Source organism: Actinokineospora auranticolor, from assembly GCF_041897805.1.
Taxonomy (GTDB): Bacteria; Actinomycetota; Actinomycetes; order Mycobacteriales; family Pseudonocardiaceae; genus Actinokineospora; species Actinokineospora auranticolor.
In genome coordinates this window covers 6,707,257-6,730,100 of sequence record NZ_CP154825.1, presented here as the reverse complement: position 1 = coordinate 6,730,100, position 22,844 = coordinate 6,707,257, and the positions used below count along the sequence as shown (strand labels likewise).

The following is a 22,844-nucleotide window of genomic DNA, read 5'->3' as shown; positions in this document are numbered from 1 at the left end:
TCGGATGAGTGCCGTTGGGGATTTCCGGGGCACAAATCCAGGTTGTCGGCTCGGACCAGGCCTGTTCAGGGAATACACCCGATCGTGGATAACGTCGCGAAAATGACCTAAATGCAAAGAAGGCTCTTAGCCCCGCAGGGCTAAGAGCCTTCTTTCGACCCTCTTACAGAGCCGGGTCATACTCCTCAGGGTGCACGGTGTTGCTCAGCAGCCGCCCGAAGGCGCCAAAGGTGAAGTGGGTCGAGCCGGTGCCCGCCTCGTCCAGGCCGAACAGCACGCCGTGCGAGCGGAGCCGGTGGATGTCGCGGTGGTCGGCGACGGTCACCGAGGCGCAGTCGATGACCTTCTCGCGCCAGGTGAAGACGTAGATGCCCGGGCGCAGCTGCCACACCGAGTTCTCGTCCGTGTCGGCCAGGCCCTTCTCCGGACCGGCCAGGCACTGCCAGGTGTACCAGTGCGGGCTCAGGTACACGTGCTCGTACGCGTGCACCTCGCTGTACACCCACATCGCCCGGCGGCCGATGAGCGCCCGGGTCGGCGCGGCGGCCTCGCCGGAGACGTCGGAGCCCCGCAGCGTGGCGGTCTCGAACCGCTGGGTCACCCGCGGCGTGCCCGCCTCGTTGATGGTCGTGGTGACCAGCAGGGCCCGGCCCGCGCGCAGGTCCAGGAACAGCGACACGGCGTCCTTCGGCCGCGCCGAGGGGTGGAACTGGGTGTAGTACAGGTCCTCGTCCACCAGGAAGGTCTCGCACTGGTCGACGCCGCCGTCCCACTCGACGCGGGTCCCGCTGAACTTGGCGGTCAGCAGCGGCCCGTCCGGCCCCTCCAGGACGACCTCGCGCCCGTGCAGGTCCCCCACGGTCGGCGCCTTGTTCGCGTCGAACCCCGGGGCGAGGCCGTCGAGCGGCAGCCAGGTCGAGGTGTCCGAAAGAGTCGATGTGGTCTCGGTCATCGGCAGTCCTTCCATGCGCTTGTCGGCCAGTCTTGGCCTCTCGGGGGCCGGGCGGAACGCCCGCCCGGCCGTTGTGCGGCACCGGTCAAAGACGGTGCGTTGCACGCCAACCCGCCCCGTACCACGAGCCCCAGGATGGCAGCATGCGGTTGCAACTGACGGGTAAGAAAGTGCTGGTCACCGGGGGTGCGTCGGGGATCGGCCTGGCCTGCGCCCTGGCGTTCCTCGACGAGGGCGCGGACGTGGCGGTGATCGACCGCGCCCAGGGTCCCAAAGGGGCTTTCGGCGTCCGGGCGGACGTCACCGACGATTCCCAGCTCTCCACCGCGGTCACGAAGGCGGTAGGACATTTGGGTGGCCTGGACGTCGTAGTGGGCTGTGCGGGCATTTCAGGCCCCGTAGGAACCCCTCTGGTGGATACGCCCGCCGACGCCATCGCGGCCGTCTTGGCGGTAAACGTGACCGGGCAGCTCTTGCTCGCCAAGCACACATATCCGCATATGGCAGATGGCGGCGCGTATGTGCTCTTGGCCAGCGACTCGGCTTTCGTGTCCGCACCGGGCATGGTCCCCTACTGCGCTTCCAAGGGCGCCGTGGTCTCCCTGACCAAGGCGCTCGCGGTCGAGTTCACCCGCGCGCGGGTGAACTGCGTCTGCCCCTCCATTGTGGACACCCCCATGGCCCGCGCCGACCTCGGTGACGCCGCGATAGACGAGGCGGACTTTCCGGTGCAGACAGCCGACGAGGTGGCCCAGCAGGTGCTCTTCCTCGCGTCCGCGCGCTCCCGGGCCATCAACGGCCAGGCCGTGCTCGCCGACTTCGGCTACTCAGCCCGCTCGGGCTTCCCCGCGTAGGGGACCCCGGACACAGCTCGGCCCGCCACCCTCTGACCAGGGTGACGGGCCGAGGTGCGGCGGCTATTCGCCCAGATAAGCCGAGTGCAGGGTTTCCGGCGCGTCCAGCAACTCCTTGGCGGTGCCCTGGAAGGTCACCCGCCCCGACGACACCACCAGGGCGTCCTGCGAGACACCGAGCGCCAGGTGGGTGAACTGCTCCACCAGCAGGATGGCGGCGCCCTCCTCGGCGAAGCGGGTCACCATCGGCAGCAGCCGCGTGAACACCACCGGCGCCAGGCCCAGCGACATCTCGTCGATCAGCAGGTACCGCGGCCGGGCCGCGAAAGCCCGCGCCAGCACCACCATCTGCTGCTCGCCACCGCTGAGCAGCGCGGTGGGGGAGTTGCGCCGCTTCTCCAACTCGGGGAACAGCGCCAGCACCTCCTCCACCCGCGGCCACGTGCGCGCGGTGAGCTTGAGGTTCTCCACCACGGTCAGACCCGGGAAGACGGCCCGACCCTGCTCGATGTGGGCCAACCCCAGCTTCGCCCGCGCCACGCGGGACTGCTTGGTGATGTCGGTCCCGTCGATGCTGACCGACCCGGAGGCGGCGGGCACGACACCGGAGATGGATTCCAGGAGGCTGGTCTTACCGGCGCCGTTGGGCCCGACCAGCGCCGTGATGCGCCCGGGTTCCAAGGTGAACGCGACGTCGCGGATCACCGGACCGGCGCCCCGGGTGACCGTCACGTCCTGTACGCGCAGCCCGCTCACAGCATCTCCGTTTCGCCCATGTAGGCCTTGAGGACCGCGGGGTTGGCCAGCACCTCGGCCTGCGGGCCGCTGGCCAGCACCTGGCCGAAGTCCAGCACCGTGATCCGGTCGCACACCGAGCGGACCAGGTCCAGGTCGTGCTCGATGAGCAGCACCGACACGCCGAAGCGGGCCGGGACCTGGCGCAGCCGGGCGCCGAAGGCCACGTGCTCCTCGTGCGGCAGACCGGCGGCGGGCTCGTCGAGCAGCAGCACCTTCGGCTTGGCCAGCAGGTGCCCCACGACCTCGACCAGCCGCCGCGCGCCCACGTCGACGCTGCGCAGCGGGGTCCGCGCGGGCGGGCAGCCGAAGAACTCCAGCGCCTCGTCGATCTCGGCGGAGGTCAGCCGCCGCCGCGCCACGAACCGCACGTACGAGCCGACCGTCAGCCCGGACGGCACGCGGTCCTGCTGGAACGTGCGCCGCAACCCGGCGCGCGCCCGCTTGGTGGGCGACTGGCCGTTGAGCGACCGCCCGTCCAGCTCCACGGACCCGGTGGCCTGCGGGAGGAATCCGGTGAGGATGTCCACCAGCGTCGACTTGCCCGCGCCGTTGGGGCCGATCACACCCAGAACGCCGTTGGACGGTACTTCCAGGTCCACATGCGACAGTGCCTTGACCTCGCCGAAGCTGACGCTGAGGTCCCGCACCACGAGCACCGGTTCACCGGGCGGCAGCACCTCGACGTCGTCGACGGCGGAGGTCAGCTCCACGCCCGCGGCCGTCTTGGACCGCTTGCGCACCAACTCGCGCACCGCCACGCCCAGGTTGCCACCCGTGACCAGCGCGTGCGTGCCGAGCAGACCGAAGACCACGAAACCCCAGTCCTGCGGCACGCCCCAGCGCTTGAGCAGCTCCGGCACCGCGACCCACAGGATCGCGCCGAAGATCGCCATGTCGATCAGGTGCACGCCGGACATGACCGCCAGCACGTACAGCGCCAGCGACTGCATCGCGGTGAAGCTGGCCGGGAACGCCAACCCGACCTGGCCGGTCAGCAGGCCACCCGCGACGCCACCGAGGGCCGCGCTGACCGCGAAGGCGCTCAGCTTGGACGTGCGCACGCTCGCGCCCGCTGCGGCGGTACCGCGCTCGGAGAACGCCACCGACTGCCACCCGCTGCCCCACCTACTACGGCGCAGGAAGTGCACGAGCAGGCAGCACGCGGTCAGCACGATGATGCCGAGCAGGAAGTAGTTGCGGTCGTCGGAGAACGCGTCCGGCCGCTCGACCGAGATCCCGTCGACCGTGCCCGGGAACTGGATCTGCACCAGGGTCAGGTCGGCGGCGGCGGCCAAGCCGAGCGTGACGACCGCGAGGTTGATCCCGCGCAACCGCAGCGCGGGCAGACCCACCAGCACGCCCACCAGACCGGCGGCGACGCCGCCGCAGAGCAGCCACAGCAGGAACCCGCCGGGCGCCTCGATCCGGTTGAGCCAGGACACCACCCACGCGCCGACCGCCGCGAAAGTGAGCTGGCACAGCGACACCATGCCCGCGGAGCCGGTGACCACACCGAGCCCCAGTAGCGCGATACCGGCGACGATGGCGCTCATCCCCAGGTACACGAAGTACCCGTCGAGCCCGACGCTGAGCATGTACCCCACGAGGATCGCCGCACCCGCGACGACCAGCGGGATACCGAACCGGGTCAGCGGCCCGGCTTCACCGCGCGACATCCCACACCTCCTTGCGCTGCGACCACAGCAAGAGCCCGACGATGACGAGGAACGGCAGGAAGTAGCGGACGACCGACAGGCTGTCCACCTGTGCCACGGCACCCTGCGCCATGCCGAGCACGAGGCCGCCGATGACGGCCAGGTCGAGCCTGCGGAACCCGCCGAGCAGGGCGGCCGCCGAGGCGGGCACCACCAGCATCGCCAGGGAGGTGGCGTCGTTGGACTGCGACGGCGCCACGATCGAGATCACCAGGGTGCTCAGCAGCCCGGTCACCGCCCACACCGCCACCGCGAGCGGCTTGGCCGGGATGGCCAGCAGCTCCGCGGTGGTCGGCCGCTCGGACAGCGCCCGCAGCTCCAGACCGAAGGAGGTCTTGGTGAGCAGCGTCCGGCAGCCGACGGCGATCAGCACCGACAGCACCACCGTGACCACGGTGACCTGGCTGACCACCACACCGCCGACCGTGAACGCCGGGCCGTCGAGCACCGGGTGGAACGGTTGCGGCTTGTTGCCGAACAGGATGAACGACAGCGAGATGAGCAGCAGGAGCACGGCGACGGTGACGGCTGAGCGGGTGCCGATGTCGGCCTCCGCCAGCCAGGTGGAGATGATCCACCCGAGCAACGCGCTCAGCGCCGTGCCGAGCACGATGCCCACCACCGTCGCCGCCCACGTGGGCAGTCCCACGTGGATCGACAGCCAGACCGCGACGTAACAGCCGAACATCCCCGTCGCGGACTGGCTGAAGTTCACCACTCGCACCAGTCGCGACATGAGAGTCAGGCAGACGGCGAGCACCGCGTACAAACCACCCGCGGCCAAGCCTGCCAAAGCTCCTTGCAGCATCGAGATTTCCCCTTGCCTGCGAAGACGGGACCTACTCCGGGGACTACTTCTTCGGGATCCGCAGCCAGTCGTCGGCGGCCAGTTCCCACTTGTTGCTGCCGGTGGTCAGCTTGATCGGCCAGCCCGCGGTGTTGTCGTGGTGGGTCTTGCCCGCACCGAAGACGTAGGGCGTGCCGACCATCGGATCGGTGATGGGCTGCATCTCCTGCAGGGCCTTGGTCACCGACTCGCGGTTGATGTCGCCCTTGATGCCCTTGATGACCTGCAGGAAGTACTTCGCCGCGAGGTAACCGCCCTGGCTGAACGAGGTCAGCGGGATGTTGTTCTTGGTCATCAGCTCCCGCCACTCCTTGTTCTGCGACGCGTTGGCGTCGGTGAACGGGTAGAACTCGGCCGGGACGTAGACGCCCTTGCCCGCGTTCGTGATGGCCTTGGCGTAGTTCTCGCTGTAGACCGAGGTCAGCAGCAGCCAGGTGACGTCGTCCCAGCCCTGCGCCGCGGCGGCCTTGAGCTGGCCGATGGAGTCCGGCTCGACCGGGTTGACGGTGATGGCCTTGCAGCCCGCCGACCGCGCCTTGACGATGTAGGACGTGTAGTCCGAGCCGCCGTAGGGGACGGTGGCGTCCATGTACTTGAGCTTCTTGCCGGTGATCTTGGTCCACTCGTCGATCGCGGCCTGGTACGAGGGCAGCGTGTTGCCCGCGATCTCCAGCAGCGCGCAGATGTCGTCGAGCTTGAGCACCTCGGAGCCGTAGAGCAGGGTCAGCGTCATGTCGTGGTACGGACCGACGTTGGCCGGGGAGATGTTGGGGCTGTTGAAGCAGGCCGGGTCCACGCCGATGCCGGAGATCGACAGGATCTTCTGCTGCTCGTAGTACTTGTTGTTGATCTCGCACTCGATCAGGCTCGAGGAACCGACCAGCGCCACGGCGCTGTCCGCGCCGACGACCTCGCGGGCCGCAGCGGCCGCGGCGGCCGGGTCGCCCTTGTCGTCGAGCGCCTTGTACTGGATCTGCCTGCCGTTCACGCCACCCGCGGCGTTGGCGGCGTCGAAGACCGCCTTGGCCGCGGCCGACGACTCGGGGAAGGTCGCCGCGCCGCTGAGCGCGTTGACCGAGCCGACCACGATCGGCCCACTGCCGCCGCCGCTGCCACTGCCGCCATCGCTGTTGGCACAACCCGCGGCGACGAGCGTGACCGCGAGGGCCACCGCCGCGCTGCGCAGAATCTTTCTCATAGCGGTCCCTGTCCTGTTTCTTCGGCTGCGGTCGCTTACGCTCGCAGTACGCGGGATCTTCGAGGTGGAAGGGACCCTACGAGCGGGTGTGGCACGCGGCCTTGACTTTGCGGGCACGCGTGTTGTCTCGCCCGGCACGGGGTGCGACCTGCATCACTTGTGGATCACCCCACACGTGGCGTTCGGGGACTGTACTCCGCTCCCCGGACGCGCGAAAGGGCCGTTCCCGGGCACGAAATGCCCGGGAACGGCCCTGTGCTGAGGAAAACTCAGCCCGTACTAGTCGATTGTCGCGACAACCGGCACGGAGTCCACGATCTGCTCGAAGCTCACGCAGGTCTCGCCGTCGAACTTCCACACGTGCGCCACCCGCGCGGTGAACGAACGACCGCTCACCTTGTTCGTGGCCGCGTAGCTGCCCAGCCCCACGACGGTCTGGCCGCCGTCGACCAGCTCGGCGAGGGTGAAGGTGTAGCCGTCCCAGTCGCGGCCGATGGCCATGAAGACGTTCTCGCGCACCTCGTCGGGACCGGTGTAGGTGCCCGCGTACGGGAACCCGGCCGCCTCGGTCCAGGTCGTGGTCGGCGTGATCGGGGCGAGCATGCCGTCGAGGTCGCCGCGGTCGCTGGCCGCGTAGTGCGCGGCGACGACGTCCACAGTAGACAATGCAGTCTCCTAAGCTGGTTGTGCGAGCCGGTCAGACCGGCTGGACATCGGGGTAGGTCACCGAGCCGAGCGGGTAGACGTGCCCACCGGCGGTCGAGTGCTCGGAGTTGCCCTCGCCGTTGAGGCCGAGGAAGATCCCGGTCGTGCGCAGGGCGAGACCGAAGTCGTGCAGCCAGACGCTGGCCACCGCGATGCGGAACTCGCGGAAGCAGAACAGGTAGAGGCCCTCGTCGAACTTCCACACCGTCGACAGGTCCATGTCTCCGTGCCCGCGCTGCACGCCCTCGAGGCACTGCCACGCGTACCGCTGCGAGGACACGTACATGTGCTCGTAGAGGTGGTTGGGGCTGTAGCGGTAGAGGTTGCGCCGACCGATGAGGTCGCGGGAGGGGCCGGGGACCTCGCCGGTGGCCTCGCCGCCGTTGGTGGTGCCCGTCCAGAACGTCTGCGCGACCTGCGGCGTGCCCTCGACGCTCTCCGCGCCGATGACCGACAGCACGCCGAGCGCGCGGTGGGTCGTCGTGGAGAACACCAGGGTGAGCGCCTCGCGCTCGACGCTGGTCAGCGGGAGGTTGACGAAGTAGACGTCGTCACGCACGGCGACCGCGTCGTACGGGTCGCGGACACCGTTCACCGTGACGTGCGTGGCGTCCTCGAACCGCAGCTGCAGCATCGGCCCGTCGTCGAGGGCGACGACGAGCTCCCGGCCGGTCAGGTCGGCGTTGGGCAGGCGGTAGGTGGCGATACCCGCGGCGAACTCGTCGTAGGTGCGCCACTCGTCCTCGGGGGGAGTCGACATGCGCTCATCGTGCGAGTCCGCCGCCGGGTCGGCCAGCCGGGGGCCGGGGCCGAGCGCTGGGAGGCAACAGGTGGTCGCTGCGGGTCAACTGTCCTCGGGGGACTGACCGGGCAGCCACGACTCGGTGCGCCGGTGCCTGCCCAGGCCCACGGCGTCGAACTCGTCGACCGCCGGGTCGGTGACCACGGCGCCCAAGGCGCGCAGCGCCTGGGAGATGGGGGAGCCCGCGGCGGGCAGCGGGGCGCGCTCCGGCTTCAGCACCGGGCCCAGGGTGACCTCGCCGCCCGCCCAGACGGCCGCGTATTGCTCGCCGGAACCGCCGAAGTAGTCCGCCTCGACGTAGGCCAGCGGGCCGCGCGCCGACCAGGCGGCCAGCCGCGCGCCGAAGCCGCCAGGGGCCTGCCGGAAGCCGTCGAGGGCGGGCGCGTCGGGGTCCGCCACCGCCGCGAGGAACTCCTCGGTGGCGGGAAGCAGGAAGAGGTTCTGTCCGAGGGCCACTACGACCCCGCAGGGCACCTCGTCCGCCACCGCGCGCACGACGTGCTCCGGGCCGATAACGGCTTCCAGGATGTAGGTCACGTGGGTAGTCTTTCTCCTCCTCCGACGCCGCGAACCGGATTTCTCCCCGATATCGACACAAGATCCCCACGACCGGAACACGGACCGCTGGTGGAGTGGGTGCGTGAGCACTCTTAGCCCGGACCCTGTCGACTACCTCGACCGCACCGCGGCCAGTTCCGTGGGCCGCGCCTACAAGCGCCACCTGCTCGACCTGCTCGACCCCGGCCCGGGGGAGACCGCGCTCGACATCGGGTGCGGGCCCGGGACCGATCTGGCCGCCGTCGCCGAGCGGGTGACGCCCGCGGGCTCGGTCATCGGGGTGGACCGGGACCCGGCGATGGTCGCCGAGGCCCGGCGGCGGCACCCGGCCTGCCTGGGCGTCGACGTCCGCAAGGGGGACGCGCTCGCCCTCCCGGTCGCCGACGGCTCGGTGGACCGGGCCCGGGTAGACCGTGTCCTGCACCAGGTCACCGACCCCGCGCGGGCGCTTGCGGAGGTCCGGCGGGTGCTGCGGCCGGGCGCCGTCGCGGTGCTGGCCCAGCCCGACTACACCACCCTCACCGTCGACCCCGGTGACTGGCGGACCGTGCGGACCGTGATCGACCACGCCTGCGCCAACGCGATCACCCACCCCGACGTGGGCAGGCGGCTGCCCCGGCTGGCCCGGGCCGCCGGGCTGACCGTGGAGGAGGTCACCGCCACCGCGCCGATGTTCGACGACCTGGAGGAGGCCGACCTCGTCCTCGGTCTCACCCGCCTCACCGCCCGCGCGGTCGCCGCGGCCGCCCTCGCACCGGAGCGGGCGGGGGACTGGCTGGCGGAGTTGCGGACCGGGCCGTTCCTGGCCGTCATGACCCTGTTCGTGCTGCGCGTGCGCGCCTGAGTCCCCGGTTGTGCCCTCCCGCCCGACCGGGAAGGCTCTGGCGGCATGAGCACCACCTCCCCCGACGAGCAGGCGCGCCTGTTGGACGGCCTCCCGCTCATCCTGTGGGAGGCCGACGCGGTCACCGGCCGCGTCACCAGCGTGTCCGAGCAGGCCGAGGCGCTGCTGGGCCACCCCGCCGCGCGGTGGCTGGCCGAACCGGGCTTCTGGGTGGCGGTCGTGCACCCCGACGACCGCGCCGCCTGCCTGCGGGCGCGCGCCGCCGCCGAGGACTACGAGCTGGACTTCCGGGTGGTCACCGCCGACGGCCGGGTGCGCTGGCTGCACGACGTGGTGCACGTGGTGCGCGATGACGACGGCGCGCCGCGCAGGCTGCGCGGCGTCTCCATCGACGTCACCGCCCGGCGCGCCGCCGAGGAACGCGAGCGGTTCCTGGTCGCCCTCGAACGCGAGCTGCAGTCGCTGGAGGACGCCGAGGAGATCATGGCGGTGGCCACGCGCAGGCTCGGTGAGCACCTCGGGGCCGACCGGTGTGCCTACGCGCGCGCCGAGGCCGATGAGGACCACTTCGTGATGAGCGGCGACTACGCGTCCGGCCTGCCGTCGTTGCCCGGTCGGTTCGCGATGTCGGCGTTCGGGGCGGGCGCGGTGGCGGCCATGCGGGCGGGTGCGCCGTGGGTGGTCGCGGACAGCCTCACCGACCCGCGGTTGGCGGACCCGTGCGCCTACGAGACCACGGGCATCCGCGCGGTGGTCTGCGTACCGCTGCTCAAGTCGGGACGGTTCGTCGCGGCGATGGCCGTCCACCAGGCCACGGTGCGCCAGTGGACGCAAGACGAGGTCGATACCGTCGTGATCGTCGCGGGACGTCTATGGGAGTCCCTCCAGCGCGCGCACTCCGGTAGGGCTCTCCGGGACAGCGAACGCCGCTACCGCCTCTTGTTCGAACGCGCCACGGACGGCATCTGGATCGTCGACGACCAACTGCGCTACGTCGAGGCCAACGCCGCCGGGTGCGCCCTCTTCGGATACACGCGCGAAGAGCTGCTCGGTAGGACCGTCCACGAGTTCATCTCCCCCAACGACGCGGACAGGCTCGCGTCCATGGTGTCGAAGCTGGCCGCGGGTCACGTGGTCACCGAGGTCTGGGACATCCGGCGGGCCGACGGGGCCGTGGTCTCGTTGGAGCTGAGCATCCAGGCGACGCCGACCGGGTTGCAGGCCATCGGCCGGGACGTCACGGCGCGTCAGCGGGCCGAGGCGGAGCGCGAGCTGGTCCTGCAGCGCGAGCACGAGATCGCGGCGGCGCTGCAGCGCAGCCTGCTGCCGCGCGAGCTGCCCCGGCTCGCGCGGCTGGCCACCGCCGCCCGCTACCTGCCCGCCGCGCGCTACAGCCAGGCCGGGGGCGACTGGTACGAGGTGCTGCCGCTCACCGACACCGTCGTCGCGCTGTCGGTCGGCGACGTCGTCGGGAAGGGGCCGACGGCGGCGGCGATCATGGGTCAGCTGCGCAGCGCCCTCGCCGGGTACCTGCTCGACGGCCACACCCCGGCCGCCGCGCTGGAGCGCCTCGACGCGTTCGCCTCCCGCACCAACGGCGCGATCGGCAGCACCTGCGCCTGCCTCACCTTCGACTGGAGCACCGGCATCCTGCGGTGGGCGCTGGCCGGGCACCCGCCGCCGCTGCTGGTGGAACCCCATGGCCCGCGCTACCTCTTCGGCACTTCCGGTGCAGTCCTCGGTGTGCCAGGTCGGGCGCCCTACAGGGACAACACCGAGGTCCTTGTGCCGGGAACGTCCGCCGTGCTGTACACCGACGGACTGGTGGAACGACCGGGCAGTGTCATCGACGTCGGGTTCGCTCGCCTTGCCGAGGTAGTGCGGACCGTGGCCGGGTTAGGTCCGGACGCGTTGACCGCGCTCATCACCGACACCATGCTCGACGGCGGTCACGGCGATGATGTCGCCGTAGTAGTAGCGCGCTACATCCCGCCGCCGCTGACCTACCAGGGACTACCGGCCAACCCCGCCGAGCTTCCCGCATTGCGCGTGTCGGTCGACTCCTGGGCGGTCGCGGCCGGGCTTTCGCAGGAGCTGCGCAACGACCTGCACCTCGCCCTCGGCGAGGCCGCCGCGAACGCCGTCGAACACGCCTACCCCGACGGCGGCGGGGACTTCGACGTCGACCTCGCGCACACCGGCGAGGGCGCGGTCGAGGTCCGGGTCCGCGACCGCGGCCGGTGGCGCCCCGAACCCGAGGTCACCGGGCACCGGGGCCGCGGGCTCGGGTTGATCCGCGCGCTCGCGGACTCGGTGGCCTACGACCAGACCGACGACGGCACCACGGTCGAGTTCCGCATCGCGGGTACGGCCGGACCCCGCCCCGGATTCCCCGCAGCTGACCACGTCGAGCACCCGGTGCCCGCCCGCACCATCCGGCTCGCGGGCGCGCTCGACCTCGCGGGCGCCGCCGCGCTGCGCGAGACCCTGCTCGGCCAGGCCGCGCGGGGGGAGATCGCGGTCGACCTGACCGCGGTGGACTACCTGAGCAGTTCCGGGGTCGCGCTGCTACTGGACACCGCGTCCGCGCTGACCGGCTCCCGGCTGGTGGTCACCGTGACCGCCGGTGGGGCTCCCGAGCGCATCCTCGCGCTGTCCGGGATCGGCGAGGTCCTCGACATCCGCGTGGGCTGAGCCGCGGGACGTCCTCGCGGCCCACACCGTCGCGAGCAGCCCGAGGACCGCGTAGGTGCCGATGGACAGCGGGATGCCCGCGGGCGCTTCGGCGTTCGCCAGCGCGCCGATGACCGAGGGGTGCACGGCGCCGCCCAGCATCGAGCACAGGATCACCGCCGATGTGGCCAGCCGGGCGCGGCTGGTGCGGGTGACCAGCCAGGCCAGCACCGTGGGGATGACCGGGGCGAGACCGAGCCCGGCGACCGCGTGCCCGGCCACGGCCAGCCCCGGCACGGCGGCGAGCCCCAGACCGGCGGCCGCGACGGCGAAGCCGGTCAGGACGATCACCGCCGGTCTGCGGGCCAGGAACGGGATGATGACCCGGCCGACCGCGAGCCCGGCCCAGAACAGCGCGGTCAGCCCGGCGGCGGACTCGGCGGGGATGCCCGTCCACGTCAGGTAGGTGCTTTCCCAGGCGCCGATGGTCGTCTCCACGCCCGCGTAGAGGAACGCGATCAACGCGAACGGCAATGCGGCCAGCAATGTGGTGCGGACGCCGGTAGCGCTGTCGTCCGTCTCTTGTGCCACATCGCAACGCACCACGGGGTAGCAAAGTGCGGCCAAGAGGGCGACGATCAGGAAGAACCACCGCACGTCGAACCGGGCCACTACGGCGACGACGACCGGCCCCAGCACGGCACCGGCGCCGAACGTGGCGTTGAGCAGGTTGATCATCAGCAGGCCCCGGTCACCGCGGGCGAACGCGGCGTTGAGGTGCACGGCGAGACCGCCGTAGCCGATGCCGGTGAGCGCCACCGCGACGAGCAGCAGCGGCCAGGACGGCGCGAGACCCGCCGCGGTCAGGCCGAGGACGAAGGCGGCCAGCAGCCCGGACATGGTCGCGCGCGGCGGCAGCAGGCGGTCGGCGATACCGCACCCCGCGATGGCCACGAGCGCGCCCAGGCTGAACACGCTGACCACCGCGCCGCCGCCGGTCGGGCCGAGGTCGTAGTGGTCGCGCAGGAACGGCAGCGCCGCGCCCAACCCGGCCACCACGGCGCCGAAGGCGAGGAACGCCCCGAACGCGGCCAGTCGACGCACCCCGGCCTCCTTCCTTTTTTGTCCCACGAGTGGATAAAATCCCTGACGCCACCGTAGGTGAGGAAACCGCTTATGGAAAGACCCGCTCGCCCCACAGCCGTGTCCCGCCTCTTGCGACTGCTGCACGAAGAGGGGGAGATGAGCCGCGCAGCCGCGACCACGCGGTTGGGACTCACCCGCACCGCCGTGGGTGACGCCGCCGCGTGGCTGACCGACGCCGGGATCCTCCGCACGGCCGCCTCCGCGCCGGTGGGGCGGGGGAGACCGTCGCCGCTGCTGGGGTTGGCGGACGACGGTCCGGTGGTCGCCGTCGCGCACCTTCGGCCTGACCGGGTCGACGTTGCCGTAGTGGGACTCGGGGTGGCCGTGGCGGAGCGCGAGAGCTGCCCGGTGGACGTGAGTTCGCCCGACGAGACCCTGGCGCGGGTCGCGGCCGACGTCGCCGCGGCGGTCGCGCGGTCCGGTCGGTGGTGCGTGGGCGTCGTGGTCGCGTTGGCCGGAATGACCAGGTCCGGGGTGGTGCGCAACGCGGTGCACTTCGGGTGGGACGGGGTCCGCGCGGAAGACGTGCTGGGTACGCGCCTGCGGTGGCCCGTGCGGGTGGAGTCCGACTCGGGACTGACCGCGTTGGCGGAGCACCGGCGAGGGGCCGGTCGCCGACCGGGGACCGTGCTGGTGTTGGCGTGCGAACACACCGGTGTCGGCGGTGCGCTCATGGGCGGCGGACTGGCCAGGCACGTGCTGGAGGTCGGACACCTCTCGATAGAGCAAGAGGGGCTGCTGTGCCCATGCGGTCAACGCGGCTGTTTCGAGATGTACGTCGACGGTAGGGCTCTCCTACGCGAGACCGGCACTACGACGTTGTCGGAGGCTTTCGAGCACTACGACGTTGTCGCCGCCGCAGCGGACCGGCTCGGGTGGGCGCTGAGCAGCCTGGTGAACGTGGTGGTCCCGGCCCGGGTCGTCCTCGCGGGGGTGCTCGGCGAGATCCACCGGGTGGCGGGCGACCGCGTCGATGCCCACGTGGCGCGTTCGGTCGTGGCCCGCACCGACCACACGGAGATCGTCGCGGGCCAGGTGACCGACCCGGTCCTGGTCGGCGCCGCCGAACTCGGTTTCGACCCCTTCCTCGACGACCCGGCCGACTTCCCGGAGGTGTCCCCGTGATCACAGCGGTGCTGTTCGACATGGACGGCGTGGTGATCGATTCCCGCACGGTCATCGAGTCGGTGTGGGCCCGCGTGCTCGCCCGTCGCACCGGCCGCGACCTGAGCAGGCGGGACATCGACGAGCACGTCCACGGCCGCGTCGGCAGCCACACCGTCGCCGCGCTGTTCCCGGACCACCCCACCGCGCACGCCGAGATCTGGGCGGAGGCGGACGAACTCGAGCAGTCCGCGACGTACGACCTGATCCCCGGGGTGCACGCGCTCCTCCGCGCGCTGGCGGCCGCGCGGGTCACGACCGGCCTGGTCACGGGCAGCGCGGCGGGCAAGACCCGAGCCGCCACGCGGGCGCTCGACATCCGCTTCGCCACGGTCATCACGCGCGAGGACGTCCGCAACGCCAAGCCGCACCCGGAGCCCTACGAGCGGGCCTGCGCGAACCTGGGCGTCCGCCCCGAGGACGTCCTGGTCTTCGAGGACTCCCACAGCGGCGTCCAAGCCGCCCGCGCCGCAGGCGCGCGCTGCGTCGGGATCGGCGATGACCCGGCCCTGCTCGAAGCGGGCGCACTGGCCACCATCACCGACTTCACGCACCTGACCGTGCGCACGGACAGCGCCGGAACCCACCTGGAGTCCCACGACTTCGGCCTGACCCTGTCCCCGGGTTGTCCACAGGCTTGATCATCTTCGACCGAAACCGTCGGTGCGCGCCGGTAGCATGGATACCGGGGGGCCGACGGCAACCGCGCCCGCGGTTGCCGTGGTTCGGCACGCCGCGTTCGGAACTCCTCAGCAGGCGCCCACCGGCGGGGTCGTGGTGATCACCTTGGTCAGCAAGGTCCGCGCGGTGGTCAGCTCGTCGATCGACGCGGTGATGCGGTCGCGCTCGCGTTCCAGGTGGGGGAGCAGCTCCGGGCAGCCGGGGGCCAGGCCCTCGCCGGTGTCGACCATGCAGGGCAGCAGCTCGGCGATGATCGCCGTGGACAGGCCCGCCGCCAGCAGCGACCGGATCCGGCGCACGGTGTCCACATGGGACTCTTCGAAGTCGCGGTAGCCCGATGGGGTGCGGTTGGGGCTTAAGAGGCCCTGTTCCTCGTAGTAGCGCAGGGCGCGTTCGCTCACGCCGCTGCGGCGCGCCAGTTCCCCGATGCGCATGTGGCCTCCCTCACCGCGCATTGACCCTCACGTCAACGTGAAGCCCTAGCTTAGCCGCGTGACAACGACGACAGTGCTCGGTTTGGGACCGATGGGGCGGGCCATCGCCCGCGCCTTCCTCGCGGCGGGCCACACCACCACGGTGTGGAACCGGACGCCGGGCAAGGGCGACGACCTGGTGGGGGCGGTGGTCGCCGGGACGGCGGCCGACGCGGTGCGCGCGAGCGGGCTCGTCGTCGTGTGCGTGATCGACTACGCGGCGGTGCGGGAGGTGCTGCGGCCGGTCGCGGCCGAGCTCAAGGGGCGGACGCTGGTCAACCTCACCGCCGACTCGCCGGACAACGCCCGCGCGATGGCGGACTGGGCCGCCCAGCACGGCATCGACTACCTCGACGGCTCGATCTTGAGCCCGGCGGCCACCGTCGGCGGGCCCGACGCCGTGGTGATCTACAGCGGCCCCGAGGAGCGGTACCGGGCGCACCAGGACACGTTGTCCGCGCTCGGCGGGGTCGGCACCCACCTCGGCACCGACCCCGGGCGCGCCGCCGCCTTCGACGTCGCCCTGCTCGACCTGTTCTGGACGTCGATGAGCGGTGTCGTGCACGCCTTCGCCCTGGCCCGCGCCGAAGGCGTCGCCGGGCGCGAGTTGGCGCCGTTCGCCCGGGGGATCGCGGGGCTGCTGGCCGGTGTCGTCACCGAGTACGCCGAGCACGTCGACACCGGCACCCACCCGGGCGACGACTCGACCACCCGATCGGCGCTGGCGGGCATCCGCCACGTGCTGCACGCGACGCGCGCCAAGGGCCTGGACGCCGGGGTGCTCACGGCTGCCGAGGCCGTCGCGGCCCGCGCGGTGGAGTCCGGTCGCGGGGACGCGGGGTTCAGCGCGGTGGTCGACGTGCTCTGACCGGTTTCCGTTGGGCGGCAAGCGAAGCCCGTCGACGGGTCGACGCCGTGTGGACGGCGGGCGGGCTTTCACCGGATCGCGGGATAGGAATACCCCCGTTGGTGGTACGTCACCTGCACGATGGTTGATCCAGCTGCCCACCGGAGCCCGCCATGTCCGCCACGCGCACGCCCGCCCGTCCCACCGAGGCCCGTCACACCCGCCCGATAGACGACGCCGAGTACAACGACCTCTGCGCCTGCCGCTGCGGCAGGTTGCCCGGCACGCACACCGCGGGCCAGTGCCTGTCGTCGCCGCGGACTTCCTGACCTCTGTGGACTAGCACGGGTGCCCCAGGGCCGACCGGAGCCCGACCCGCAGCTTGTCCAGCGCCCGCCTGCGGTTGTGCTGCGCGGTCGCCTTGTGCACGCCCAGCAGCGACGCCGCCTCCCGCAGGGAGCGACCGTCGACGTCCACCAGCAGCACCACGGCCGCCTCCCTGGCCGTCAGGGAACCCAGCAGCCGCGTCACCTCCTGCCACGCCTCGACGGACTCCCGGCGCCGGTCCGCCGTGGGCAGGTCGCGCAGCGGCACCACCGGCCCCACCTCGACCCACCGCGCCCGCGCCACGCGGACCGCGATGGCCAGGGCGTGCGCGTACGGACTCGGATGTGCGGTGAACGAACGGCGACCGCGCCGCGTGCTCTTCAACCGCACGTACACGTCCTGCACGACGTCCTCGGCCATGTGCCGGTTGTCCAGCACCAGCGCCATTCGGCGGCGCAGGCGCTCCATCACGGTCAAGAACGCCGCGTCGAACTCGTCCACCCCAGCGTGGAACCCGTTACCGGACATGCCCGCCCCCCAGGTCGGCATTGATGTCGGTGGTGATCCGGTATCCGACGGTAATCGCGGAAAGTCCATCGGATTAGGGGCGAACGCACTCATACGACATCGGCCGCGGCGATCCCGGCCGGTCAGCGAACGGCGGTCCGCTTGTCCATCCACAAGGGACAACCCGGTTCGCGTTCCGTGGTATGCCAACCCGCTATCGCGCCCGGCCCGACAGTCGCCCTTGTGGCGAGTCGACCGCGCGGTCGATCAATTGTCCAGGAAGGACTCCCCACCCGGGCGGACCGGTGTCCGCTCGACCGCGGTCAGGTCCACCGCGCACGCCCGCCGCACCTCCCGCGCGGTGGCGGGCGCGTCCAGCCGGAACAGACCGTCCAGTCCGCGTTCGACGCGCGAGGCGCGGACAGCGGCCTTCACCGCCAGGAAGACCGTGGTCGCGAGGGCCGACGCGGGTTCGCCGACCTCCTTGGCCGACAGGACCTCGGGCGGTTCCCCGGACGCCGACGCGGCCCGCGCCCTCGGGTACAGGTGCGTGTTCAGCCGCAGCGGCACGGACGTGACGGCGGGGGGCTTGTAGCCCCACGTGTTGGTCGTGGTGAGCCCGCCCGCCCCCGGCCCGTCCGGCTCGAACACCAGCTCCTCGCTCAGCACGTACCCGATGCCCTGGACGAACGCCCCCTCGGCCAGCCCGGCGTCCAGCGCCGGGTTGAGGCTGCACCCGACGTCGTAGGCGATGTCGGCGCGGAGCACCTTCGCCTCGCCGGTCAGGATGTCCACCTCCACCACCGAACACGCGGCGGAGTAGGTGAAGTCGCGGAACCGCTCGACCGGGCCGCCCACCGGCGCGGAGCGGTCGACCGCGATGCCGGGGATGTCACGCTGCCCCTCGACGGGCTTGAACTCGACGGCGGGCGTCGTTGTCTCCGCGCCGTGGCCCCGGGTGGTGAACGAGACCGTGAGGTCCTCCCCGTGCTCGTACGCGAGGCGGACCAGGTTCTGCCAGATCAGCCGGGGCGCCCCGGGCCCGGGTAGTGGCGTGGCCCAGCCCTTCTCCGGGTGGTCCCAGAAGTCGATGCCCTGCTCGGCGCACCACTCGGGCCCGTGGTCGCGGAGCACGCGGTTGCCGAACTCGGTGAGCCGCCACCGCAGCTGCTCGCACGCCCGCCGCACGGCCGCCACACCGCCCGCGTCGCCCGCCGGGTTCGGCATGAACCCCGTGTGCGGCCCCTCGACGCGGAGCAGGTCGAACGGCACGTTCAGCAGGTACGACACCACCTGCTCGACCCGCGTGCGCAGCCCCTGCCCCAGCTCCACACCGCTCTGCCGGATCACCACGCTGCCGTCGCCGGAGTACACCGCGAGGTGCGCCACCGCCTGCTCCGGCCCCGCCGTGTCGTGCCCGATCCCGTACCGCACCGGCATCATCGCGATCCCGCGCTTGCGCCACCGGTTGGACCGGTTGAACGCCTCGACGGCCAGCTTCTGCCTGCCGTAGTCGCACTTCTCCCGCAGGAACGCCCACACCTCGCGCAGGTGGCAGTGCGCCAGGTCCTGCCCGAACGGCGTGACGTCGCCGGGGCGGTAGAGGTTGGTCTCCCGCACCTCGGTGGGGTCCATGTCCACGGCGAACGCGGCATCGTCGACCGCGCTCTCCAGGACGATCTTGCTCGGCAGGTCGCCCGAGCCGTCGAACGCGGTGCTCGGTGCCTTGTTGGTGCGGCAGACGTCGACCTGGCTGCGGAAGTTCGGCACCAGGTAGGCGTTGTCCGCGCGCAGCTGCACCCGGTTCGCGACGGTGAAGGAGCAGTCGTAGAACGCCCCGCCGTCGCCCCACAGCCTGGTGTCCAGCCCGAGGACCCGCCCCGACAACGGGTCGATGGCGACCTGGTACTGACCGTAGAACCCGTGCCGCTTGCCGATCATCGCGGTGTCCTGCTCGCGCGGCAGGACCAGCCGCACCGGTCGCCCCACCGCGTTCGCCGCCACCACCGCCGGACCCACCACGAACCTGGTCTGCTCGGTCTTGCCGCCGAAGCCGCCGCCGACCGGCGGCACCTCCACCTCGACGCGGTGGTGCTCCACCCCCAGCGCCAGCGCGGCGCTCTGGTGCGCCTCCATCGGGCTCTGCGTCGACGCCACCACTCGCAGGCGGTCGCCGTCCACCGGTTCCACGACGCACGACTGCGGCTCCAGGGGGAAGTGCGCCTGCCCGCCCGCGGTCTGCGTGCCCCCGACCACCACGCACGACACGCCGTCCACCGTCTCCACGGTCCGGCTGATGGCCTTGTCCAGCGGGTACTTCTCCGCCACCCACCCCAGGTCGCTGCCCGGCCGGGTGACCCGCCAGAGGTGCGCGGCGGTGTTCGCCGACTCGGGGTGGTCCGGGAACACGCTGCCGATCTCCAGCGCGCGGTCCAGCGTGAGCACCGGCTCGTCGTAGGGCGGCGCCCACGCCACGTCGTGGTAGGCCACGCAGGTCTCGGCGACGTGGCGGGCGATCGCGTCGACCTCCCGCGCGGTGGTCGCCAGCACCAGCGCGATGGCCTGGCCCGGGTAGCTCACCCGGTCGACGGCGAACAGCGGCTGGTCGGAGCCGAGGCCCTGCCGGTTGTGCCCGTGCGGGGGGATGTCCTCGTGCGTGATCAGGTCGACGAACCCCGGCCACCGCGCCGCCAGGTGGTCCGCCAGCGCCGCGGGCCCGATCGGCGCCTCGCCGCCGGGGAAGACGAAGTGGAAGTCGGCCAACGCGCGCCCGCTCGGCACGAACGCCGCCTCGACCACCGCCGCGGGCGACCGGTCGCCGGTGTACCGCACGCGGCCGGTCGCCTGCTGGAAGGCCAGCAGCGTGACGTGGGCCTGGGGCACCGGCGCCTGCCACGGCTCGGCCTCGTGGCTCCGCGTGCCGCCGCTGAGCGGCCAGCGACCCCACGTGCCGGTCCCCGCCGAGCGCACCGCCGGTGGCACCGTCTCCGGCGCGGAGCCGAGCAGGGCGTTGACAACCGCCTTGTACAGCAACGACACCGCCAGATCCGCGCGCTGGTCGTCGGTGACCCCGTCCCAGGGCACACCGAGCTTCCGCAGCCGCCACCGGTCCAGTTCGTCGATCACCTCCGCGCGCAGAACCGCGCCCAGTTCGGCGAATGCGTCCACCCGCAGGCTCACCCCGCGCAGCGCGTCCTCGGTGCGCACCGCGCGCCACGGGAACGGCGCGATACCGCCGATGACCACGGCCACGTCCTCCACGACCGGCCCGTCCATCTTCACCACCGTGGTGGCGGTGACCACCGCGCGCGCGTCGACGTCGCGCACCGCCACCTTCTGCGCGAAGACCCGCAACTCCGGCGGCAGCAACGGCAGGTGCAGCTCGCGGATCACCAGGCCGGTCAACAGCACCGGGTCGTCGACCACGCGGTCGAGCAGGTCCGACAGCGGCAGCCGGGCGGGTTCCTCGCCGAGCAGCGGCTGCCACACCGTGATCTCCGCGCCCACCGCCACCATGGCGGTCATCAGCTCCGAGGTGACCGGCTCGCCGCGCTCGATGTGCTCGAACACGAGCATGGTGTTGCCCGCGACGGTCGCCGCGTTGCGCACGACGGCCCCCGCGGTGCGCCGGGCCATCAACCGCAGCGCGCCGACCGCGGTGTCCTCCGCGGACCCCAGGTCGCCCAGCACCTCGATCAGCTCGCTGTAGGTGGTCGACGCGCCGACGTCGATCCAGTCCCGGCCCACCCTGGTGCCCGCGAGCTCGGGGACGACCTGGATGTCGACCAGCACCTCGGCGGCGTCCACCTCGGCCGGGTACAGCCCGTACGAGGTGTTGCCGTTGACCAGCCGCACCCGGCGGTCCCGGTGCGCGCGCAGGGCCGCGCCGAGATCGGCCAGGGTCGTGGGGCGCAGCCAGACCCGGCCGTCGCCGACGATCTCGACCGGGTCCGGCGCGCGGCGCGCGCTTGTGGGCAGCCCGAAGTCCGGCAGCGGCCCCGGCGGCACCTCGGCCACACCGTCCTCGCCCACGCGGTCCAGGCGGTCCTGTTCGTCCACCCCGGTCCAGTCCGCCGCGAAGCTCCGCGCGCCCGCGAGGATCGAGCGGTAGCCCGCGCAGCGGCAGAGGTTGCCGTCCAGCGCGTCCTCGATCTCGCGCTTGGTCGCCTCCGGTTTGGCCGCCAGCACCGCGCACACGGTCATCACGACACCGGGGGCGCAGTACCCGCACCGGGTGCCGTGGTTCACCGCGAGCCGGTGGGCGACGGGGTTCATGCCCGCTTCCTCCGCCGGGAACTCTCCGGCGTCCGGGTTCTCCTGGGGCGCCGCGTGCCGGGCGGCGGGTCGCCGGGCCTGGCCCGTGCCCTCGATGGTGGTGACCGCCATCCCGTCCAGCGCGCACACCGGGCGCAGGCAGGCGTTGACCGCGCGGTGCACGGCCCGCCGGGCCACCGCGTCCCAACTGGACAGCACGACCGCGCAGGACCCGCACCCACCCTGGCCGCAGGCCTTCTTCGCGCCGGTCAGCGCCACGCCCGGTTCCCGGAGGTAGTCGATGAGCAGCAGCTCGGGCGGCGGGTCGGTGATGGTCACCGGTTCGCCGTTGAGGAAGAAGGACACGCTGTCGGTCACGAATCCAAAGTAGGTTGATCTCCGGCGAAACGCACTCGCCTTTATCGCCACCGCCCACTGGAATGACACCGAAGGTCACGGATATCGGGATCGAGTGCCCGTTCGGAGGACCGCCGGAGGGAGATCGACGTCGAAGTCGATCGGCGTCGCGCAGGCCTGACCGGCGGATTTCGCTGGGCCGCCGCGCGGTGTAGTGAACATCGCGATTACGTCGATCGGGGAACATCAAGATCTACTGTGGACGCACTCCGCTTTGCCTGCCACCGAAGCGTAGACCATGGCCAAGAGTCCACTTCGGGCGCCCTAGGTGCCCTCGATGACCGGTAGCGCTAATGCGTTCAACGGTTGCTAGAGCGCGCCAATGGTGGCGGTTAGGGTAAACCGATCGCCGCGGGCCAAGGTGTGCCGCCATTCCATGGGTATGCCCTGTGCGTGGCTGAGTCGGTGAATCGATAGGGCTACCGGACAACCCAACGCGTCCTGTTCGGCCGCGGTGAGGGGGACGGCGCGGATGCTCTCCTGGCCGCGGTCGAGGCGAATCCCCGCCTCCTCGAGCACGGTGTACACGCCGGTCGCCGTCAGGTCCGCGGTCAGCAGGCAGCGCGCGTGTTCGGCGGGCAGCCACACGCGGTCGATGGCGAGCGGCTCGTCACCGGCCAGCCGCAGCCGTTCCAGGTGGACCAACGGGGTGGACCCGTCCAGGCCCAGGTGGTCGGCGATGACGCCGTCCGCGTGCACGTGGAGCTTCTGCACGATGCTGTGTTGCGTGAGTCCGGTAGTGCGTACCGAGGCGTGCAGGCTATAGAGGACACCCAGGGGCTGTTCGACCTCTTGCGACCGGTTGACGCGAGGCCGTCGTCCGCGTTCCGCGCTCACCGCGCCCTCGTCCCGCAGCTTGCGCAACGCCTGCCGCACGGTGGTCCTGCTCACCCCGTACTCCGCCACCAGGTCCACCTCGCTGGGGAAGCGCTCGGTGAACTCACCGGTGCGCAGCCTGCGTACGAGGTCCTCCTGTACCTGGCGCCACAGCGGTAGGTCTCGGGTGCGGTCCGGGATGGTCACCCGCTAAAAGTACCTACCTTTTGTGCCGGAAGCTTGAGCCGCGATCGGGTGATACCTAC

General features: G+C 71.6%; 19 protein-coding genes and 1 pseudogene. 7 read left to right on the top strand and 13 right to left on the bottom strand.

Annotated features, from left to right (window positions below; all coding sequences use genetic code 11):
- Window positions 1–163 precede the first annotated feature (163 nt).
- Entirely contained in the window at window positions 164–952 is a 789-nt protein-coding gene (locus V5P93_RS29325) for a molybdenum cofactor biosynthesis F family protein (RefSeq protein WP_104481163.1), read from the bottom strand.
- 143 nt (window positions 953–1,095) lie between these two features.
- Between V5P93_RS29325 and V5P93_RS29320 the strand changes: the two genes are divergently transcribed.
- Window positions 1,096–1,806 carry an SDR family NAD(P)-dependent oxidoreductase gene (locus V5P93_RS29320; RefSeq protein WP_104481164.1) on the top strand — a complete coding sequence of 237 codons (711 nt, stop codon included), beginning with the start codon at window positions 1,096–1,098 and terminating at the stop codon, window positions 1,804–1,806.
- Between the two features lie 63 nt (window positions 1,807–1,869).
- Here the strand turns inward: V5P93_RS29320 and V5P93_RS29315 are convergent, their stop codons facing one another.
- The 7 genes from V5P93_RS29315 to V5P93_RS29285 form a co-directional block, all read right to left on the bottom strand.
- Window positions 1,870–2,562, bottom strand: a complete 693-nt coding sequence (locus tag V5P93_RS29315) for an ABC transporter ATP-binding protein (protein WP_104481165.1) — start codon at window positions 2,560–2,562, stop codon at window positions 1,870–1,872.
- Window positions 2,559–4,280: an ATP-binding cassette domain-containing protein gene (locus V5P93_RS29310; protein WP_104481166.1), complete on the bottom strand. Its 1,722-nt coding sequence runs from the start codon at window positions 4,278–4,280 to the stop codon at window positions 2,559–2,561. The genes V5P93_RS29315 and V5P93_RS29310 overlap by 4 nt, the downstream gene beginning before the upstream one ends.
- Window positions 4,267–5,127 (bottom strand): branched-chain amino acid ABC transporter permease, encoded by an 861-nt coding sequence (locus V5P93_RS29305; RefSeq protein ID WP_104481167.1) that lies wholly within the window; start codon window positions 5,125–5,127, stop codon window positions 4,267–4,269. Before V5P93_RS29305 ends, V5P93_RS29310 begins: the two co-directional genes overlap by 14 nt.
- A 43-nt stretch (window positions 5,128–5,170) precedes the next feature.
- The gene (locus tag V5P93_RS29300) at window positions 5,171–6,364 is read right to left on the bottom strand and encodes an ABC transporter substrate-binding protein (RefSeq protein ID WP_104481168.1); all 1,194 of its coding nucleotides are present in this window, start codon (window positions 6,362–6,364) and stop codon (window positions 5,171–5,173) included.
- 279 nt (window positions 6,365–6,643) lie between these two features.
- Entirely contained in the window at window positions 6,644–7,030 is a 387-nt protein-coding gene (locus V5P93_RS29295; RefSeq protein ID WP_104481169.1) for a nuclear transport factor 2 family protein, read from the bottom strand.
- A 31-nt stretch (window positions 7,031–7,061) separates the two neighbouring features.
- A complete protein-coding gene (locus tag V5P93_RS29290) occupies window positions 7,062–7,829 on the bottom strand; it encodes a MoaF C-terminal domain-containing protein (protein ID WP_104481170.1) in 768 nt (255 codons plus the stop codon).
- 84 nt (window positions 7,830–7,913) lie between these two features.
- Entirely contained in the window at window positions 7,914–8,408 is a 495-nt protein-coding gene (locus V5P93_RS29285) for a hypothetical protein (protein WP_104481171.1), read from the bottom strand.
- 103 nt (window positions 8,409–8,511) lie between these two features.
- Between V5P93_RS29285 and V5P93_RS29280 the strand changes: the two genes are divergently transcribed.
- Window positions 8,512–9,273 (top strand): methyltransferase domain-containing protein, encoded by a 762-nt coding sequence (locus V5P93_RS29280; RefSeq protein ID WP_104481172.1) that lies wholly within the window; start codon window positions 8,512–8,514, stop codon window positions 9,271–9,273.
- Between the two features lie 45 nt (window positions 9,274–9,318).
- Window positions 9,319–11,967 (top strand): SpoIIE family protein phosphatase, encoded by a 2,649-nt coding sequence (locus V5P93_RS29275; RefSeq protein ID WP_104481173.1) that lies wholly within the window; start codon window positions 9,319–9,321, stop codon window positions 11,965–11,967.
- A gap of 135 nt (window positions 11,968–12,102) precedes the next feature.
- On the opposite strand, the pseudogene V5P93_RS29270 reads toward V5P93_RS29275, so the two are convergent.
- Window positions 12,103–13,050, bottom strand: a pseudogene (locus V5P93_RS29270) (sugar MFS transporter); the annotation flags it as partial.
- 138 nt (window positions 13,051–13,188) lie between these two features.
- Between V5P93_RS29270 and V5P93_RS29265 the strand changes: the two are divergent.
- Both V5P93_RS29265 and V5P93_RS29260 read left to right on the top strand, forming a co-directional pair.
- Window positions 13,189–14,217 (top strand): ROK family protein, encoded by a 1,029-nt coding sequence (locus V5P93_RS29265; RefSeq protein WP_181043685.1) that lies wholly within the window; start codon window positions 13,189–13,191, stop codon window positions 14,215–14,217.
- A complete protein-coding gene (locus tag V5P93_RS29260) occupies window positions 14,214–14,897 on the top strand; it encodes an HAD family phosphatase (RefSeq protein WP_104481175.1) in 684 nt (227 codons plus the stop codon). Before V5P93_RS29265 ends, V5P93_RS29260 begins: the two co-directional genes overlap by 4 nt.
- Before the next feature lie 108 nt (window positions 14,898–15,005).
- Here V5P93_RS29260 and V5P93_RS29255 read toward each other — a convergent pair whose 3' ends face one another.
- On the bottom strand, window positions 15,006–15,371 hold the full coding sequence (locus V5P93_RS29255) for a MerR family transcriptional regulator (RefSeq protein WP_104481176.1): 366 nt from the start codon (window positions 15,369–15,371) through the stop codon (window positions 15,006–15,008).
- A gap of 58 nt (window positions 15,372–15,429) precedes the next feature.
- Between V5P93_RS29255 and V5P93_RS29250 the strand changes: the two genes are divergently transcribed.
- The gene (locus V5P93_RS29250) at window positions 15,430–16,278 is read left to right on the top strand and encodes an NAD(P)-dependent oxidoreductase (RefSeq protein ID WP_104481177.1); all 849 of its coding nucleotides are present in this window, start codon (window positions 15,430–15,432) and stop codon (window positions 16,276–16,278) included.
- 152 nt (window positions 16,279–16,430) lie between these two features.
- Entirely contained in the window at window positions 16,431–16,586 is a 156-nt protein-coding gene (locus V5P93_RS29245; protein WP_181043686.1) for a hypothetical protein, read from the top strand.
- Between the two features lie 10 nt (window positions 16,587–16,596).
- Here the strand turns inward: V5P93_RS29245 and V5P93_RS29240 are convergent, their stop codons facing one another.
- The 3 genes from V5P93_RS29240 to V5P93_RS29230 all read right to left on the bottom strand — a co-directional run bounded on the left by V5P93_RS29240 (window position 16,597) and on the right by V5P93_RS29230 (window position 22,785).
- Window positions 16,597–17,112 carry an RNA polymerase sigma factor gene (locus V5P93_RS29240; protein ID WP_181043687.1) on the bottom strand — a complete coding sequence of 172 codons (516 nt, stop codon included), beginning with the start codon at window positions 17,110–17,112 and terminating at the stop codon, window positions 16,597–16,599.
- A 246-nt stretch (window positions 17,113–17,358) separates the two neighbouring features.
- Window positions 17,359–21,723 carry a molybdopterin cofactor-binding domain-containing protein gene (locus V5P93_RS29235; RefSeq protein WP_104481179.1) on the bottom strand — a complete coding sequence of 1,455 codons (4,365 nt, stop codon included), beginning with the start codon at window positions 21,721–21,723 and terminating at the stop codon, window positions 17,359–17,361.
- Between the two features lie 348 nt (window positions 21,724–22,071).
- Window positions 22,072–22,785 (bottom strand): GntR family transcriptional regulator, encoded by a 714-nt coding sequence (locus V5P93_RS29230; RefSeq protein ID WP_104481180.1) that lies wholly within the window; start codon window positions 22,783–22,785, stop codon window positions 22,072–22,074.
- Window positions 22,786–22,844: the final 59 nt, after the last annotated feature.

Bases quoted from the DNA above. Each gene is read 5' to 3' on its own strand.
- V5P93_RS29325 (WP_104481163.1), bottom strand. From the start codon at position 952: ATGACCGAGACCACATCGACTCTTTCGGACACCTCGACCTGGCTGCCG.
- V5P93_RS29320 (WP_104481164.1), top strand. From the start codon at position 1,096: ATGCGGTTGCAACTGACGGGTAAGAAAGTGCTGGTCACCGGGGGTGCG.
- V5P93_RS29310 (WP_104481166.1), bottom strand. From the start codon at position 4,280: ATGTCGCGCGGTGAAGCCGGGCCGCTGACCCGGTTCGGTATCCCGCTG.
- V5P93_RS29305 (WP_104481167.1), bottom strand. From the start codon at position 5,127: ATGCTGCAAGGAGCTTTGGCAGGCTTGGCCGCGGGTGGTTTGTACGCG.
- V5P93_RS29300 (WP_104481168.1), bottom strand. From the start codon at position 6,364: ATGAGAAAGATTCTGCGCAGCGCGGCGGTGGCCCTCGCGGTCACGCTC.
- V5P93_RS29290 (WP_104481170.1), bottom strand. From the start codon at position 7,829: ATGTCGACTCCCCCCGAGGACGAGTGGCGCACCTACGACGAGTTCGCC.
- V5P93_RS29275 (WP_104481173.1), top strand. From the start codon at position 9,319: ATGAGCACCACCTCCCCCGACGAGCAGGCGCGCCTGTTGGACGGCCTC.
- V5P93_RS29265 (WP_181043685.1), top strand. From the start codon at position 13,189: ATGAGCCGCGCAGCCGCGACCACGCGGTTGGGACTCACCCGCACCGCC.
- V5P93_RS29255 (WP_104481176.1), bottom strand. From the start codon at position 15,371: ATGCGCATCGGGGAACTGGCGCGCCGCAGCGGCGTGAGCGAACGCGCC.
- V5P93_RS29245 (WP_181043686.1), top strand. From the start codon at position 16,431: ATGTCCGCCACGCGCACGCCCGCCCGTCCCACCGAGGCCCGTCACACC.
- V5P93_RS29240 (WP_181043687.1), bottom strand. From the start codon at position 17,112: ATGTCCGGTAACGGGTTCCACGCTGGGGTGGACGAGTTCGACGCGGCG.